Genomic DNA, 16008 nt, shown 5'->3' on the forward strand with positions numbered 1-16008 from the left:
TCACATGCTTTTCTATGTCGAGTTCGTCAAGGTCACACCTTGGTACATATTTGCCCTTATGATTCTCGAACGTTGGATAGAACAGGTTTTTGGCTTCTACATTCAGCGATATGAGAACTTCCGTTATTTTCACTTTGTTCTGCAAGTATTGACGGTAGGGCTCCAACAAGAGGTAAAAGAATGACAGAAAAAGCTCAAAGTGCTCCGCAATCCCAAATCAGTTTTCTATTGTTTCTGGTACTAGGAGCGATTGGTGCTTTGACGCCTTTGGCGATCGATATGTATTTGCCTGCGATGCCGACAATAGCGAAAGATTTGGGGGTCGCGCCTGGCGCGGTTCAGATTACGTTGACGGCTTATACCGCGGGTTTTGCGATCGGCCAGTTAATTCACGGGCCGCTTGCCGATAGCTTTGGTCGCAGACCTGTGTTGATTTTAGGCGTACTTTTCTTCGGCTTGGCTGCTGTTGTGAGTGCGACAACAAATGGCATTGATGCGCTGACCTATGTACGTACGGCACAAGGTTTTGCTGGCGCGGCAGCGGCGGTCATTATCCAAGCCGTCGTGCGTGACATGTTTGACCGTGAAGACTTTGCACGCGCAATGTCCTTCGTTACTCTGGTCATTACTATTGCGCCGTTGGTGGCACCGATGATCGGTGGCCATCTCGCGATTTGGTTTGGTTGGCGTTCCATTTTTTGGGTACTAGCTATTTTCGCTGTAGTTGTGATTTTTCTCGTACTTTGGAAAATCCCTGAAACGTTACAGCCTGAAAATCGTCAGCCTCTTCGTTTCCGCACGACGCTGAGAAACTACGCCAGATTATGCTCCAATCCTGAAGCGATCGGTTTGATGCTCTCAGGTGCGTTTTCATTTTCCGGAATGTTTGCATTTTTGACGGCGGGTTCGTTTGTTTATATTGATTTATATGGTGTTCGACCAGACCACTTTGGTTACCTATTTGGTTTGAACATTGTGGCGATGATCATCATGACCAGTATTAATGGTCGCTTGGTGAAGAAAGTTGGTTCCCATGCCATGCTTCGTTTTGGGTTGTTCGTGCAACTTTTGGCGGGGATTGGTTTATTCGTAAGTTGGTTAATGGACTTCGGATTATGGGGCATTGTACCTTTTGTTGTGCTGTTTATCGGTACATTGTCGACGATAGGTAGTAACGCGATGGCGCTGCTTTTAAGTGGTTACCCATCAATGGCGGGTACGGCGTCGTCTCTAGCGGGGACATTAAGATTCGGTATCGGTTCATTGGTTGGTGCGCTGGTGGCATCACTGCCCGGGAATGTTGCTTGGCCGATGATCATCGTGATGTTTGCTTGTTCTGTGCTTTCAGCACTGTTTTATTGGACTTTAGGAAGAAAGGCGTAATGTCGAATTACACCAAAGAAATTCAAAACTTGGTTAACTCAGCACTTGAAGAGTTAGATCAAGAGCATCGCTCAGGTAAGTTAGCCAATGCCCCTGTTGCGAATAACCATTATTTAGTGCGTTGGGTAACAAAGGCGCTAAAATCACAACGTTTCGGACGTACGGTAGGCGATGACTTAACGCGTTGGCAAAAAGCAGGTCGCTCAAAGGGGAACGATGCTGGTTTGTTGTTTATCTTCAAGCGTATTTCTGCTTTTTATGCGCAATTCTTCCCTGAAGGTGAAGACTCCAAAGTGTTCAAAGATTCAGATATTGAGTCTTTTCTTGATTTGATGGAGCAAGCAGGCTGGGAAGTCTCAACATCTGAGCAACTGATTGGGTGCGGCAAAGTACAAATCTTCACTGAAGGTCAAAACTCTTTAGCGTTATGTGCAGACCAATGCGAAAGCTGTTTTGATGGCGAGTTGCTCGTAAAGCCAATGAGTTGGTTTGTGCGTGGCAATCATGCTGAGTTTGTTGAGAAAGCAGCGCAAGCGGGCTTTATGGTTCATAAGGTAACAGACTACAAATCGATGGTGAAATACCATGGCGAGTACCTTATTTTTCCAGCAAACGAAGGCAACCAGTTAGCCGAAATTCCACTCTCGTTCAAAGCTGACTAAAGTGACATTTTGAGTGTTTAAAAGCCCCTGTTATTGGGGCTTTTTGTTTTCTAAACGGTTTGCTTCTTTCGCGATGGCTTTGACCATGCCTTTAAATATGAAAAGATGGGCTGGCATCATTGCAAACCAATAAAGCAGCCCAAGAAACCCTTGCGGGTGCCACCAGGCGGTAATATCCAGCTCTCGTTCGTCACCGAGATCTTTGATGGTAATTTCTAAACGCCCAAGGCCTGGGCCTTTCATACCAAAAAACAGTGAAAGAAACTGATTATTATCGCAGCGAATCACTTTCCAAGAGTCAATAAAATCACCGACTTTAAGCTCTGGTCCAGGAGGAGAAACGCGAATCGGTTTTCCGCCACCAAAAAAGATATCGAGCCATTCACGTGTACGCCACAAGATGTTGGCAAAGTAATAGCCTTTTTCGCGACTCCCGATCTTTTGCGCCACTTTCCATAATGCCGCAGCGGAGGCTTGAGTTTTAATGCTCGCTCCAGCTTGTTTTGGGTAATAGCCATATCCTGGTTGCCATCGACGAAGCGCTGCGGGTTCAAACCCCCAGACATTACTGCGTACAAATGTGCCTTCATCTTGAATGGTATCAGTTACCGCTTGCTCGTAGCTGATCAGCGTTTGAGGAAATCGTTCTTCAATCGCTTTGGAGTCTGCAATGTAGTCGTGCTCTAAGCCCGCAAGTAATGCTTTGCCGATGTTTGCTGGTACAGAGGTGACCAAGCCGAGCCAGTACGATGCCATTTTGGGGGTAAGCAACGGTGTCGACCACAGCCGATAAGGCTTGTTGGTGATTCGGCAAATGACTTTAAACTGCTCGCGGTAGCTGAGTGTATCTGGCCCACCAACTTCATAAATTTGGTTTTCTTCTGGGGGTGATGCTTCGGCCAGCTGCAATAAATAGTGATTGAGGTTGGGTAGGGCAATAGGGTTGGCTTTTGAGTCGACCCATTTAGGCGCAATCAAAATAGGTAAGTTGTAGACAAAATCTCGCATGATTTCGAAAGCGGCAGAGCCGGGGCCGATGATAACGCCAGCACGCAATTCAGTGACTGGAACACCAGACTGCCGAATTATTTTTCCCGTGGCTTTACGAGCGGCTAAATGGCGAGAGTTTCCGGTTTGAGGTTGAATGGCACTCAAATAGATAACATGCTCGACGGAGCTTTGTTCCAACGCATATTTGAAGTTCAAAGCAAGGTTTAGTTCGTACTCAACAAAGTCATCACCTTGAGCCATCCCGTGCACGAGAAAAAAGACTAAATCAAAATCGTTCACTACAGCCTTCGTGGTCTCTGCGTCAGCCAAGTCGAGATACCTTAACGTTAAATTAGGGTGAGGCTGAGTTCTTGACTCTAAATAATCAATATGTCGCGCCGCTGCTGTGACGGCGTAACCTTTATCTAAAAGTAACGGAAGAAGTTGAGAGCCAATGTAACCCGAGGCGCCTAGCACCAACACCTTTTTCATTATCTGTCCTTTTATCGTTGGTGGAATAAACACCACAGAGTATAATCATGAGACACTTTCCCCATTCTATCAATAAGTTGTCGTTGGAGCGCTTGTGACTTTTCTTTCTCAACTCTCAATACACGCAGATAAAGCATTCTTACGTCGTTTATTTGCAATCGCGTTACCAATTACACTGCAAAGCATGATGTTTTCTAGCAGAAGCCTCGTCGATGTTCTTATGCTTGGTCAACTTGGTGAAGCTGAAATTGCCGCTGTTGGAGTTGCTGCGCGCGCGACTTTCGTCACCACCATCATGTTAGTTGGGGTGACAACGGGCGGTGCGTTGTTAACCGCTCAATATTGGGGGGCTGGCGATAAAGTTGGGGTGCGTCGCAGTACCGCTTTAACATGGATGATCGCAATGATGTTTGCTGCGATTGCTGTTGCTTTGTTTGTTGTTTTTCCACAGCCCATCATGAGTTTGACTACCGATTCACAAGAAGTGATTGAGCTAGGGGCCAGCTATCTCATTATTTCGTCGGTTAGCATGTTTGCTGTTGCATGTGTGGCCAGTATGTCGGTGGGCCTAAGGGCGATGCACCAACCAGGCTTAAGCACTTTTTTTAGTGGTATAGGCATTTTATCTAATGTGTTTCTTAACTGGGTTTTAATTTTTGGTCAATTAGGCTTTCCTGCTCTGGGTATTACGGGAGCAGCGATCGCAACGGTAATCAGTGGCGCGATCGAAGTAGGTTGCTTGTTTGGTTATCTATGGTTGAAAAAACACATAATCGCATTTGGTTGGGATGATATACGCGCAGGATTGGTCTTAGATAAAATTACGCGTTTCTTGAGCCTCTCTTTGCCAACCACATTTAACTTCTTGGCGTGGGCTGGTGGGCTGTTTGCTTATCACGCCATCATGGGGCAAGCAGGTGTACAAGGTTTGGCGGCACTTTCCGTAATGACACCTGTTGAGTCGATCGCATTGGCGATGATGATTGGTTTATCGAATGCGGCTGCAGTTCTAGTCGGGAACCAGCTCGGCGCTCGTAATTTTGAACCCGTTTATTATCAAGCATGGGCTACGGTCATTTTGAATGTGCTTATCGCATTTGTGGTCGCCGTCTTGTTGATAGTGTCAAATCAATGGATCCTTAATGCGTTTAGTGCGCTGACGACAGACACTCGCGAGCTAGCTGAACAGTTTATGGTGATTCTAGCGTTGGGTGTCGTGCTACGCTCGGTGCCGATGATGGCGATTGTTGGTGTATTACGTGCGGGCGGTGATGTTAAGTTTTGTTTGTATCAAGACATCTTGGCGCAGTGGGTGATCGGGATTCCACTCGCAGCATTTGCAGCGATTTATCTCAATTGGGATCCACAATGGGTTTACTTACTCTTTTTGACGGAAGAAGTTGTGAAGTGGGCGATTTGCTTGCCAAGAATGGTTAGCCGAAAATGGATGAGAAACCTGATTGGCCAGTAAAGAGGAACAGAGTTTATTTTGGCTGCAAAAATCTGCTCAAAACGTCAACAAAATTAGCAACAGAAAGTGAATCGAGTTGCATTTGTACTTCCATAGTGTGATCAAGCATTCAAAATACTTTCTACTAACAGGATTTTAGTGTAGATTCTGATCCCAATTTTTAAACACCATCCGAGCGGCATAATCAATGTTAAAACTGTCAGACCTATGTAAAGGCTATGTAGACGGGGGAGAGTTTCACCCTGTATTACAAGGGGCAGAATTAACATTGCAGCAAGGTGACCAAGTCGCTCTGATGGGAGAAAGTGGTTCGGGTAAAAGTACTCTGCTGAATTTAATCGCCGGATTAGATACTGCCGACTCTGGTGAAGTGCAGTTTCCAAATTTTGCTATGCATGAAGCACCGGAGCATTTAAGAACCCTTTATCGCCGCAACAATATTGGTAATATCTTCCAACAATTCAACCTGCTTCCTACACTTAATATTGCCGACAATATTCGTTTTTGTCGTCAGTTAAAAGGTCTGCCGGAAGATAAAGAGTTGTGGCGTCAAATTCTTTCTGCTTTGGACTTAATGCCATTGCTAGGACGTTATCCGGAAGAGGCGTCTGGTGGTCAGCAACAACGTGCGGCGATTGCTCGCGCCCTTTATATGGAACCCAAAATCCTGCTTGCTGATGAGCCAACTGGTAGCCTAGACGAGCGAAACGCAGAAGCAGTAATGCGCTTATTAACGAGTCTCGCTCGCCAATTGGAGTGTACTTTGCTGTTAGTGACGCACAGTGAAAAAGTGGCCGCCCATATGGAAGGAAAGATTCGACTTCAAGGAGGGCAGCTACATGTTATGGCCCGTAGTTAAGGCACTACTCGGTCATTACCGTCGTTACCCTCTACAAATTATTCTTGTCTGGCTGGGATTAACTTTAGGCGTGTCCCTCCTTGTTGGTGTTACTTCTATCAACCAGCATGCAAAACAAAGTTATGCTACTGGGGAAAAGCTTTTCTCCAATCCTTTGCCATACCGAATCCGAACGAAGCACTCTGCCAATAAAATTCCTCAAGGTTTCTATATTCAGTTACGTCGAGCTGGGTTCAACCAATGTGCACCGTTTGACGTGCTGCATCTAGATGCCAAGACCGATATGAGCCTGATGTTGGTGGGGATAGATCCTGTCGCGATGATCCCACTACAACAAGGAAAATCGCTAGGTGAGATGCCTGTTTTATCACTAATGAAGCCTCCTTATCCTATTCTCGTTAGTCAAGATTTGGCCGCTTACATGAGTTGGCAGGATGGGGACTTCATTGAGATGAATGACGGAAGCCGTCTTGGGCCTATTCAAGTAGATAAGGACAAGATGCTTTCGGGTACTCGGCTGGTTACTGATATATCGTTGTTGCGTATGCTCAAGCGGAGCTCAGGTTTGTCTGCGATTTCTTGTGGCGAAATGCCAGAGGAAAAGCTGATAGCACTGAAAAACATGTTGCCAAACGGAATGACGCTCGTTAGGAATACGCGTACTGAGCTTGAGTCGCTAACTAACGCATTCCATATGAATCTCACCGCGATGGGAATGCTGTCGTTTTTGGTCGGGTTGTTTATTTTTTATCAAGCGATGTCTCTGTCTTTCATCCAGCGACAACGTTTGGTAGGTATTTTGAGACAGACTGGTGTTAACGGAACACAGTTAGCGCAAGCCTTATTGCTAGAGTTGTCTTTGCTCGTCTTTATTGCGTGGGCGTGTGGTAACTTTTTTGGCTTGATCTTAGCGAATGAACTTATCCCAGCAGTGTCTTCGAGCCTGAGTGATTTGTATGATGCCAACGTAGGTTTAACCATAGGATGGTCATGGCAATCTAGCTTATATAGCCTAATCATGGCAGCGATGGGTGCGTTGATATCGTGTCTGTGGCCATTAATCCGTTTGCTGAAGTCACAACCAATCCGCCTTTCTTCTCGACTGTCGCTAATGCGATTTGCTGGAAGAGAGTTCTCTTGGCAGGCGCTTGCGGCATGTGCGTTTTGTGTCGCTGCAATAGCGGTATATCAGGCGCCGAAAACACAAGAAACCGGCTTTGCAATTATTGCGCTGATGTTGGTTAGTGTGGCGTTGTTTATGCCATTTATTATGTGGCATATGTTCCAAAGTTTTTCTTATACCATGCGATGGGTTCGTGTCCGTTGGTTTTTTGCTGATGCAGCAGCCAGCATGAGCTATCGCGGTGTGGCTACGATGGCGTTTATGTTAGCGCTGGCGGCAAACATTGGTGTAGAAACAATGGTCGGAAGCTTTCGAGATACAACCGATAAGTGGCTAAATCAGCGATTAGCCGCTGATGTGTACATCTATCCGACCAACAATTCAGCCGCTAGGATGAGCGCATGGCTCCAGAATCAGCCAGAGGTGAACTCGGTTTGGTGGCGCTGGGAAAAAGATATGCCGACCGAGCACGGTGCTCTACAAGTTGTAAGTACGGGCTCTTCTGAAGGTGAGTTAGACTCACTTACCGTCAAGTTAGGTGTCCCAAATTACTGGTATCAACTGCACGCTACCAAGAGCTTAATGGTCAGTGAGTCGATGGCCTTGAAGCTGGATATCCGCCCTGGCGATTTCATTAACTTGCAAGAACCGCTTGGTGGTGATTGGCAAGTCGTAGGCGTTTACTACGATTATGGAAACCCATATAACCAGGTGATGATGTCGCACCGGAATTGGCTGTATGCATTTGCAGGTACGGGTAATGTTGGTCTTGGCGTAGTATTAAAAGATAACGTCAATGGAGAAGGGCTGAAAAATCGCTTAGAGAATGTATTCCGTCTCCCGCAAGATCGTGTGTTTGATAACGGTAATATTTATAGCCAAGCAATGAGAGTGTTTGATCATACCTTTGCGATAGCAGGAACCTTGGGCAATATCACGCTGATTATTGCCGTGTTTGGTTTATTCTTTGCGACGTTGGCAGGAGAACTTTCACGGCAGCGGCATTTTTCCTTATTAAGGTGCATGGGTGTGTCCGGAAAAGAACTTGTCGTATTAGGTGGTTTGCAGCTATTCGTCTTCGGAGCCATTTCTGCGATTATTGCAGTGCCGCTCGGCTTGGCGCTCGCACATTTGATCGTTGATATTATCATTAAGCAATCATTTGGCTGGTCTCTAGAGCTTCAAACGATTCCATGGGAGTATGTTCAAACCATTGCTTGGGCGATGCTTGCCATCATGGTTGCTGGCGCATTGCCAGTTATTAGAATGATCAAAAGTACACCGATGAAGTCATTAAGGGACGCGTTGTAATGAAAAAAATGGGCTCTAAAAAACGCTTGTTGGTTTCAACGCTCATTGTTGTTACGTTCGCTTTTCTGACTGGGGCTGCTTTTTACTCAACTTTTTGGTTAGAGGCGACAACAACACGAGAAAGCGAACTTGATTCTATCTTAACGCGTGAAAATCAAACGATTTTCGAGCCTGTACTACCTAATGAGCATGTCTCTTTACCCTCAGACTTTCGCTTTCATCCCGAGTATCAGCATGAATGGTGGCACTACTTTGCGAAACTAAAAGATGAGCAAGGCAAGATCTACAATGTTCAATGGAGCTATTTCAGGGTTGCGACGGACGAGCGAGAAACCAGCGGTTGGCAGAACCCTCAATTGTACATTTCACATGTTGTCGTCAGTCATGGCTCGCATGTATGGAAAGAGCAACGGGTAGCTAGAGGTGGGATAGGCCAAGCTGGTATGATCAATCGTCCTTTCAGGTTATGGATTGATAATTGGACTTGGCGATCACTCGGTGCGACGCCTTTCCCGGGCAACTTGAATGTGAATACTGATACGTTTGGACTTGAGCTCAATACCATGACAAACGGCCCCTTTGTGGTGAATGGAGACAAAGGCTTCCAAGTTAAACATGCGTTGCAATCTGTTGCTTCTTTCAGCTTCAGTGCTCCATTTTTAAAAGTAAAAGGCAGCTTAAGCTTAAATGGTAAGCGATTCTCAGTGACGGGTTCTGCTTGGGCGCAAAAAGAGTGGGGCAGCGGCTTAATTGGTGAGGGGCAACAAGGCTGGGATTGGTTTGTTTTCAATTTAGATGATGGTCGAGCATTAACTGTTAGCCGTTATCGTCACCATGGGCAAACACCGCACGTATTTGGCACGTTGTCGACACGCTCAGGTAAAGTCATCAACCTCTCAGACGATGATATCAGTATTAAACCAATGCAAGTGACCAGTTTATCCAATGGAAGAAGGTTACCTTTGCAGTGGATTATCAATATTCCGAAGCATCAAATTAACTTGACTACCTGCATTATCAAGTCAGATATGTGGCTACCCTTTGTAATACCTTACTGGGAAGGGCCTACTTTAGCTTCCGGCTCCAATGAAGCTTGGGGCTTTATGCAGCTGACAGGCTATTGAGTTGTGAAGAAAACCACCCCCTACGGGTGGTTTTTTAGTGCGCGAAGCTTCCTGGCTTTTTCTCAAAAGTACGGGGTTATCATGATGGTACAAGCCGTGTTATGCTGATTTTCTCATCATCTTGATAAATATTTGGTGCGACAAAAACAAATACGATCTCCGATCAAAATTGAGTGTTATGTTGGAAAATACGATGTATAGTAAACTTAACATCGAAAAAACCGAAGTTTATACTCTGAAGAAGCGATTATTCTAAAGTTTTCGACAGCTATACACTCTTATCACTCTTTGTTAATCGTTTATTAAGATAATAAATATAAGGACGAAACCATGAACGATGTCATTCGTGACTTTTTCAAAATGGAATCAGCAGGTGGTATTCTTCTCGTAATTGCAGCGGCAATTGCGATGACCATTGCTAACTCACCGCTGGGCGAAACTTATCAATCTGTACTGCATACTTATGTATTCGGTATGTCAGTTTCTCACTGGATTAATGACGGCCTAATGGCTGTTTTCTTCTTACTTATTGGCCTTGAAGTGAAGCGAGAGCTACTTGAAGGAGCGCTAAAATCAAAAGAAACCGCAATTTTCCCTGCGATTGCAGCGGTTGGTGGTATGTTAGCCCCTGCTCTTATTTACGTTGCGTTTAATGCTAACGACCCAGAGGCGGTTTCTGGCTGGGCCATTCCAGCTGCGACGGATATTGCATTTGCTCTAGGTATCATGGCGCTACTAGGTAAGCGCGTACCAGTAAGCCTTAAAGTGTTTTTGTTAGCTCTCGCTATCATCGACGATTTAGGCGTGGTTGTTATTATTGCACTGTTTTACACAGGTGATCTTTCTAGCATGGCGCTGCTTGTTGGCTTCATCATGACTGGTGTCCTGTTCATGTTGAATGCGAAGGAAGTAACGAAACTGACGCCATACATGATAGTCGGCGCGATCTTATGGTTTGCGGTACTTAAATCTGGTGTTCACGCAACACTTGCAGGCGTAGTGATCGGCTTTGCTATTCCTCTTAAGGGTAAACAGGGCGAACATTCCCCACTTAAGCACATGGAGCATGCACTTCATCCATACGTGGCATTTGGTATCTTACCTCTATTCGCATTTGCAAATGCGGGGATTTCGCTAGAAGGCGTATCGATGTCAGGCCTAACTTCAATGCTGCCATTAGGTATTGCTTTGGGGCTACTGGTTGGTAAGCCTCTAGGTATCTTCACCTTTAGTTGGGCTGCTGTGAAAATGGGTGTAGCTAAGCTACCGGAAGGCATTAACTTCAAGCATATCTTTGCGGTATCTGTGTTGTGTGGTATCGGTTTTACAATGTCTATATTCATTTCCTCTTTAGCGTTTGGAAATGTAAGCCCTGAGTTTGATACCTATGCTCGACTAGGTATCTTAATGGGCTCGACGACAGCCGCGTTACTTGGCTACGCGTTACTGCACTTTTCTTTGCCTAAGAAAGCGCAAGCGTAAGATACACACTGTTTAGTAAAGCCTCCCATTCGGGAGGCTTTTTTATGTCTGCAGATTGGCACATCAACCACTTCAGGGTGGTTACTTTTGTGACCAACTAAGGTCTAGCTTATGGAGTCGGGGCAAATCACCGAAAGGGGCGTTTGGTAAATCTATAGGCGAAAAAAAGCCCAGCCGAAAATTTGACTGGGCGGATACAAACATAGGAGTTAATAAGAAAAAAGCAGCAACGTAACAATTAGATGGAAACAAGTTTGACGGCCAGTGAAACTTCAAATGCCCTAACTGTTACGTATATTCAGACCGAGCCTTTTCCAAACAGTTCCATTTTTTTTCAAAAAATTTCTACTTAATGCTTTCTAGCTTCTTACACATCCGAAAGTAATAGAAAAATCGAGATGGATTACCAACTTGGCGAAGTTACTAACTTCTGTGTTTCTAATTTTATCTTCCCTAGAACCGAAGATGTATTTCATACTCTCGTCGCTCACTCCGAGCCGCCATGGCTATTGTTAGCGTTTCAATTGCGCTGGACTGAGAAATTTGATCGTTTCCTTCTGACAAGCTTCACTGGAGTATTCGATTGAATTTCAAAAGATTAGATCACACCTTTTACTGCCTGGTCAGACCAATTGGTTAAAGTGTGATGTTAATCATTTGTTAATCTTAAGTTTCGGGAGTATATTTTCAAACAGTTGTTTAATACGAGTGATTAAAATGGCCCCGAGAACATCAACAAAAGAAAAAATACTCGATGTCGCAGAAGGACTCTTTGCTGAACATGGCTTTAATGATACTTCGCTAAGAACGATAACAGGTAAAGCTAACGTTAACTTAGCATCGGTAAACTATCACTTTGGCGATAAAAAAACGCTGGTTAGAGCGGTTTTAGATAGGTATTTAGAAGCACTAATGCCGAGCATTAAGACTTCATTAATTGAGCTAAACACGCGCGATAGCTACAACATGGACGATGTCTTTGAGTCATTGCGATTACCTTTACGTACATTAAATGATGTACGCCCAAATGGTACTGCGCTATTTATGTTGTTAATTGGCCGCGGTTATACAGACGTTCAAGGTCATCTACGCTGGTTCATTACCACCAGATACGAAGAGGTACTGAACCTTTTCACTTTCTCGATAATGAAGGCGAACCCGGAACTATGTGAAGAACAGTTGTTTTGGCGACTGCACTTCACGTTAGGAACCTGTGTATTTACGATGGCTTCAAGCCAAGCTCTTTCGGAGCTGGCAGAAAGTAAGTTTGAAAAGGAAGTCGATGTGAAATCTGTCGTCGATTTACTGATTCCATATTTGTCAGCAGGAATGTCAGCAAAGCAGTTGGCATAAGACAAATAAGAAAGTTAAACCAATAATAAGATTATACCCCGAGCGGTTACGTGAACAAAAGGATCTGAACTATGAGCTCTCTACGAAGAAAATGGATTAGTGACCCGGCTTTTAAAGTGTTCAAAAAAGTATTGCCACCTCTGTCTAGCACCGAGAAAGAGGCGATGGAAGCGGGTAGTGTATGGTGGGATGCCGAACTATTCTCAGGCAAGCCAAACTTTACAACATTGCATCATTATCCAACGCCTACACTGACGGCAGAAGAGCAGTCATTTATGGATAATGAGCTTGAGACCCTGCTAGAAATGCTTGATGACCAGAAGATTGTCAAAGAAGACAGGGATTTACCGCCTGAAGTATGGGAGTACCTACGTAAAGAGCGATTTTTCTCTTTGATCATCTCGAAAGCATATGGTGGTCGTGAATTTTCCGCTTTGGCGAACTCAACCATTGTTTCTCGTATTGCGACTCGAAGTATCAGTACCGCGGTATCGGTAATGGTACCGAACTCTCTTGGTCCTGGTGAGCTGCTATCGCACTATGGTACGCAAGAGCAAAAAGATTACTGGTTGCCTCGTTTAGCTGATGGTACAGACATCCCTTGTTTCGCCCTAACTGGCCCTGAAGCGGGTTCTGATGCGGGTGGCATACCTGATCAAGGCGTGGTTTGTTACGGCACCCATGAAGGCAAAGAAGTGCTTGGCGTGCGAGTTAGTTGGAATAAACGCTACATCACGCTTGCGCCAGTTGCGACAGTGCTCGGGTTAGCATTTAAACTGCAGGATCCTGAAGGGCTACTTGGTGACAAGAAAGAGGTTGGCATTACATGTGCGTTGATTCCCGCTGACCATGAAGGTGTCGAGATAGGCGAACGCCATGATCCTCTGGGGTCTGCGTTTATGAATGGTCCTACTCGTGGTGAAGATGTCTTCATCCCTATGGACTGGTTGATCGGTGGCGCTGATTATGCAGGTAAAGGTTGGCGTATGCTGGTTGAGTGTCTTTCTGCTGGTCGCGGTATCTCTCTCCCAGCGCTTGGCACAGCGATTGGTCACCTTACTACACGTACAACAGGTGCTTATGCTTACGTGCGTAAACAGTTTGGAATGTCGATCGGTAAGTTTGAAGGTGTTGCAGAAGCAATGGGGCGCATTGGTGGTCTTACTTACCTACTAGAAGCGACGCGTACGCTAACGACGACTTCTCTCGATATGAAAGAAAAACCTGGGATTGTAACCGCGATTGCCAAGTACCACATGACGGAAATCGCGCGTACCATTCTAAATGATTCGTTTGATATCCATGCGGGTCGTGCGATTCAAGATGGTCCAATGAACTATCTTGCTAAACATTACCTTGGTATCCCGGTTGCTATCACTGTTGAAGGCGCGAATATTCTGACTCGTAACCTGATGATTTTTGGTCAAGGTGCGACTCGATGTCACCCATATGTTCTAAAAGAAATGGAAGCTGCGGCGAATCCAGATTCTGAACAAGGTGCGAAAGAATTTGACAACTTACTCTTTAAACACATCAAGCACGCTCTCGGTAATACATTCGGTGCATTTGGTGCAGCACTAACTGGTTCTCGATTTGTTAACGCGCACATGAGTGGCCCAACGCAGCAATACTACAAAGACATTACTCGTCTCAGTCGTGCATTTGCAGTAAGTGCAGACTTTGCGATGTTAACCTTAGGTGGAGACTTGAAGCGTAAAGAAATGATCTCCGCACGTTTGGGTGATGGATTAAGCTATCTATATATGGCATCTGCTGCCTTGAAAAAGTATGAAGATGAAGGCCGTCAACAAGGCGATCTAGACTTCGTTCATTACGCTGTTCAACACTGTTTGTATAACACTTCTAAGTCATTAAATGAGGCTTACACCAACTTCCCTGTGAAATACGTTGGCGGTGTGCTTAAGGGGCTATTGTTCCCGCTTGGTAATCATTTCAATAAGCCGAGTGATGAGCTGTGTGTGAATTTGGCTGAAGCGATGATGACGCCAGGTGCGCAACGTGATCGACTTACGCATCTTTGTTACATCGGAAAATCAGAGGATGACAGCGTAGGCTTAATGGAGAATGCATTCCTTGCAATGTACGACATTAAACCTTTGGAGCGTAAACTTATGAAGGCTGCGAAGGATGGTAAAGTGGCTCGTAAAGGTCTGCTGCATGACCGTTTGCAGCAAGCATTTGAAGCAGGCGTGTTAACTGAGCAAGAAATTGATCAAATCATGGCTGCAGATAAATTGCGCTACAAGGCGATTCAAGTTGACCACTTTAGTCATGACTTTTCTGAAGTGCGAACTCATAGCCCAAAAAAGTCGCAGTTGAATCCGGCGGCATAATAGACAACTAATGTTAAGAAAAGCACCTCAATGAGGTGCTTTTTTGTATTCTTGGGGAGTGGATGGTGGGATAGTGCTCCAACCACTTGCCTTTTAAGAGCATTTTTACAGAAATTAGATGCGAAATCCCAACGAAACTTTTATCCTAACAAGGTTTTTTAAAGGAAGTTGAATATGATCATCAAACCTAGAATTCGTGGATTTATCTGTACTACAACGCACCCTGTTGGTTGTGAAGCTAACGTAAAAGAACAAATTGCGTACACCAAAGCGCAAGGTCCAATCAAAAACGCACCTAAGCGTGTTCTTGTTGTTGGTGCATCAAGTGGCTACGGTCTATCTTCTCGTATCGCGGCGGCATTTGGTGGCGGTGCATCAACTATCGGTGTTTTCTTCGAAAAAGAAGGTACTGAGAAGAAGCCAGGTACAGCAGGTTTTTACAATGCCGCTGCTTTTGAAAAGCTAGCGCGTGAAGAAGGTCTGTACGCAAAAAGCTTAAACGGCGACGCTTTCTCAAATGAAGCGAAACAGAAAACTATCGAGCTGATCAAAGAAGACTTAGGTCACATCGATATGGTGGTTTACTCACTGGCATCTCCAGTACGTAAAATGCCAGAAACTGGTGAATTAGTTCGTTCATCTCTTAAACCTATCGGTGAAACTTACACATCAACGGCTGTTGATACCAACAAAGATGTGATCATCGAAGCTAGCGTTGAGCCTGCAACAGAAGAAGAAATCAAAGACACTGTCACGGTAATGGGCGGTGAAGATTGGGAACTTTGGATCAATGCGTTGTCTGATGCTGGTGTTCTTGCTGAAGGTTGTAAGACCGTCGCGTACAGCTACATTGGTACTGAGCTAACTTGGCCAATTTATTGGGATGGTGCACTAGGTAAAGCAAAAATGGACCTAGACCGTGCAGCGAAAGCGCTAAACGACAAGTTAGCAGCAACAGGCGGCAGTGCCAATGTTGCGGTACTTAAATCTGTTGTAACTCAGGCGAGTTCTGCAATTCCTGTTATGCCACTGTACATCGCAATGGTATTCAAGAAAATGCGCGAAGAAGGTGTACACGAAGGCTGTATGGAACAAATCTACCGTATGTTCAGCCAACGTTTATACAAAGAAGACGGTAGCGCGGCAGAAGTTGATGAGATGAACCGCCTACGTCTGGATGACTGGGAACTTCGTGACGACATTCAGCAGCACTGTCGTGAGCTATGGCCTCAAATTACGACTGAGAACCTAAAAGAGCTGACTGACTACGTTGAGTACAAAGAAGAGTTCTTGAAACTATTTGGTTTCGGCGTTGAAGGCGTAGATTACGAAGCGGATGTGAATCCAGCAGTTGAAGCAGACTTCATTCAAATCTAATCACAGACTAGATAACCAATAAACAAA

The 16008-nt window shown here is 45.1% G+C and carries 12 protein-coding genes; 11 read left to right on the forward strand and 1 reads right to left on the reverse strand.

Annotated features, from left to right (window positions below):
- Positions 1-180: 180 nt before the first annotated feature.
- A complete protein-coding gene (locus IJ23_RS01190) occupies positions 181-1383 on the forward strand; it encodes a Bcr/CflA family multidrug efflux MFS transporter (RefSeq protein ID WP_017820848.1) in 1203 nt (400 codons plus the stop codon).
- On the forward strand, positions 1383-2045 hold the full coding sequence (locus tag IJ23_RS01195) for a DUF2913 family protein (protein ID WP_005378053.1): 663 nt from the start codon (positions 1383-1385) through the stop codon (positions 2043-2045). The genes IJ23_RS01190 and IJ23_RS01195 overlap by 1 nt, the downstream gene beginning before the upstream one ends.
- A gap of 30 nt (positions 2046-2075) precedes the next feature.
- On the opposite strand, the gene IJ23_RS01200 is transcribed toward IJ23_RS01195, so the two are convergent.
- The gene (locus IJ23_RS01200) at positions 2076-3527 is read right to left on the reverse strand and encodes a DUF2867 domain-containing protein (protein ID WP_033905118.1); all 1452 of its coding nucleotides are present in this window, start codon (positions 3525-3527) and stop codon (positions 2076-2078) included.
- A gap of 94 nt (positions 3528-3621) precedes the next feature.
- Between IJ23_RS01200 and IJ23_RS01205 the strand changes: the two genes are divergently transcribed.
- The 9 genes from IJ23_RS01205 to fabV all read left to right on the forward strand — a co-directional run bounded on the left by IJ23_RS01205 (position 3622) and on the right by fabV (position 15981).
- Positions 3622-4998 (forward strand): MATE family efflux transporter, encoded by a 1377-nt coding sequence (locus IJ23_RS01205; RefSeq protein WP_033905119.1) that lies wholly within the window; start codon positions 3622-3624, stop codon positions 4996-4998.
- Between the two features lie 187 nt (positions 4999-5185).
- A complete protein-coding gene (locus IJ23_RS01210; protein WP_005378040.1) occupies positions 5186-5857 on the forward strand; it encodes an ABC transporter ATP-binding protein in 672 nt (223 codons plus the stop codon).
- A complete protein-coding gene (locus tag IJ23_RS01215) occupies positions 5838-8291 on the forward strand; it encodes an ABC transporter permease (protein ID WP_033905120.1) in 2454 nt (817 codons plus the stop codon). The genes IJ23_RS01210 and IJ23_RS01215 overlap by 20 nt, the downstream gene beginning before the upstream one ends.
- Positions 8291-9415 carry a lipocalin-like domain-containing protein gene (locus IJ23_RS01220; protein WP_033905121.1) on the forward strand — a complete coding sequence of 375 codons (1125 nt, stop codon included), beginning with the start codon at positions 8291-8293 and terminating at the stop codon, positions 9413-9415. The genes IJ23_RS01215 and IJ23_RS01220 overlap by 1 nt, the downstream gene beginning before the upstream one ends.
- 330 nt (positions 9416-9745) lie before the next feature.
- Complete coding sequence (gene nhaA, locus IJ23_RS01225) at positions 9746-10897, forward strand: Na+/H+ antiporter NhaA (RefSeq protein ID WP_005378034.1); 1152 nt, start codon at positions 9746-9748, stop codon at positions 10895-10897.
- A 398-nt stretch (positions 10898-11295) separates the two neighbouring features.
- Positions 11296-11484 (forward strand): hypothetical protein, encoded by a 189-nt coding sequence (locus IJ23_RS01230; protein WP_031781228.1) that lies wholly within the window; start codon positions 11296-11298, stop codon positions 11482-11484.
- 130 nt (positions 11485-11614) lie between these two features.
- Positions 11615-12250 (forward strand): TetR/AcrR family transcriptional regulator, encoded by a 636-nt coding sequence (locus IJ23_RS01235; protein WP_005378033.1) that lies wholly within the window; start codon positions 11615-11617, stop codon positions 12248-12250.
- A 71-nt stretch (positions 12251-12321) separates the two neighbouring features.
- Positions 12322-14604 carry an acyl-CoA dehydrogenase gene (locus tag IJ23_RS01240; RefSeq protein ID WP_033905122.1) on the forward strand — a complete coding sequence of 761 codons (2283 nt, stop codon included), beginning with the start codon at positions 12322-12324 and terminating at the stop codon, positions 14602-14604.
- A 174-nt stretch (positions 14605-14778) separates the two neighbouring features.
- The gene (gene fabV, locus IJ23_RS01245) at positions 14779-15981 is read left to right on the forward strand and encodes an enoyl-ACP reductase FabV (RefSeq protein WP_033905123.1); all 1203 of its coding nucleotides are present in this window, start codon (positions 14779-14781) and stop codon (positions 15979-15981) included.
- Positions 15982-16008: the final 27 nt, after the last annotated feature.

Source organism: Vibrio sp. OY15 (assembly GCF_000742455.1).
GTDB lineage: Bacteria > Pseudomonadota > Gammaproteobacteria > Enterobacterales > Vibrionaceae > Vibrio > Vibrio alginolyticus.

Coding starts and splice junctions, on each gene's coding strand:
- IJ23_RS01215 (WP_033905120.1), top strand. CDS start 5,838: ATGTTATGGCCCGTAGTTAAGGCACTACTCGGTCATTACCGTCGTTAC.
- IJ23_RS01210 (WP_005378040.1), top strand. CDS start 5,186: ATGTTAAAACTGTCAGACCTATGTAAAGGCTATGTAGACGGGGGAGAG.
- IJ23_RS01220 (WP_033905121.1), top strand. CDS start 8,291: ATGAAAAAAATGGGCTCTAAAAAACGCTTGTTGGTTTCAACGCTCATT.
- IJ23_RS01240 (WP_033905122.1), top strand. CDS start 12,322: ATGAGCTCTCTACGAAGAAAATGGATTAGTGACCCGGCTTTTAAAGTG.
- nhaA (WP_005378034.1), top strand. CDS start 9,746: ATGAACGATGTCATTCGTGACTTTTTCAAAATGGAATCAGCAGGTGGT.
- IJ23_RS01230 (WP_031781228.1), top strand. CDS start 11,296: ATGGATTACCAACTTGGCGAAGTTACTAACTTCTGTGTTTCTAATTTT.
- IJ23_RS01235 (WP_005378033.1), top strand. CDS start 11,615: ATGGCCCCGAGAACATCAACAAAAGAAAAAATACTCGATGTCGCAGAA.
- IJ23_RS01195 (WP_005378053.1), top strand. CDS start 1,383: ATGTCGAATTACACCAAAGAAATTCAAAACTTGGTTAACTCAGCACTT.
- fabV (WP_033905123.1), top strand. CDS start 14,779: ATGATCATCAAACCTAGAATTCGTGGATTTATCTGTACTACAACGCAC.
- IJ23_RS01190 (WP_017820848.1), top strand. CDS start 181: ATGACAGAAAAAGCTCAAAGTGCTCCGCAATCCCAAATCAGTTTTCTA.
- IJ23_RS01200 (WP_033905118.1), bottom strand. CDS start 3,527: ATGAAAAAGGTGTTGGTGCTAGGCGCCTCGGGTTACATTGGCTCTCAA.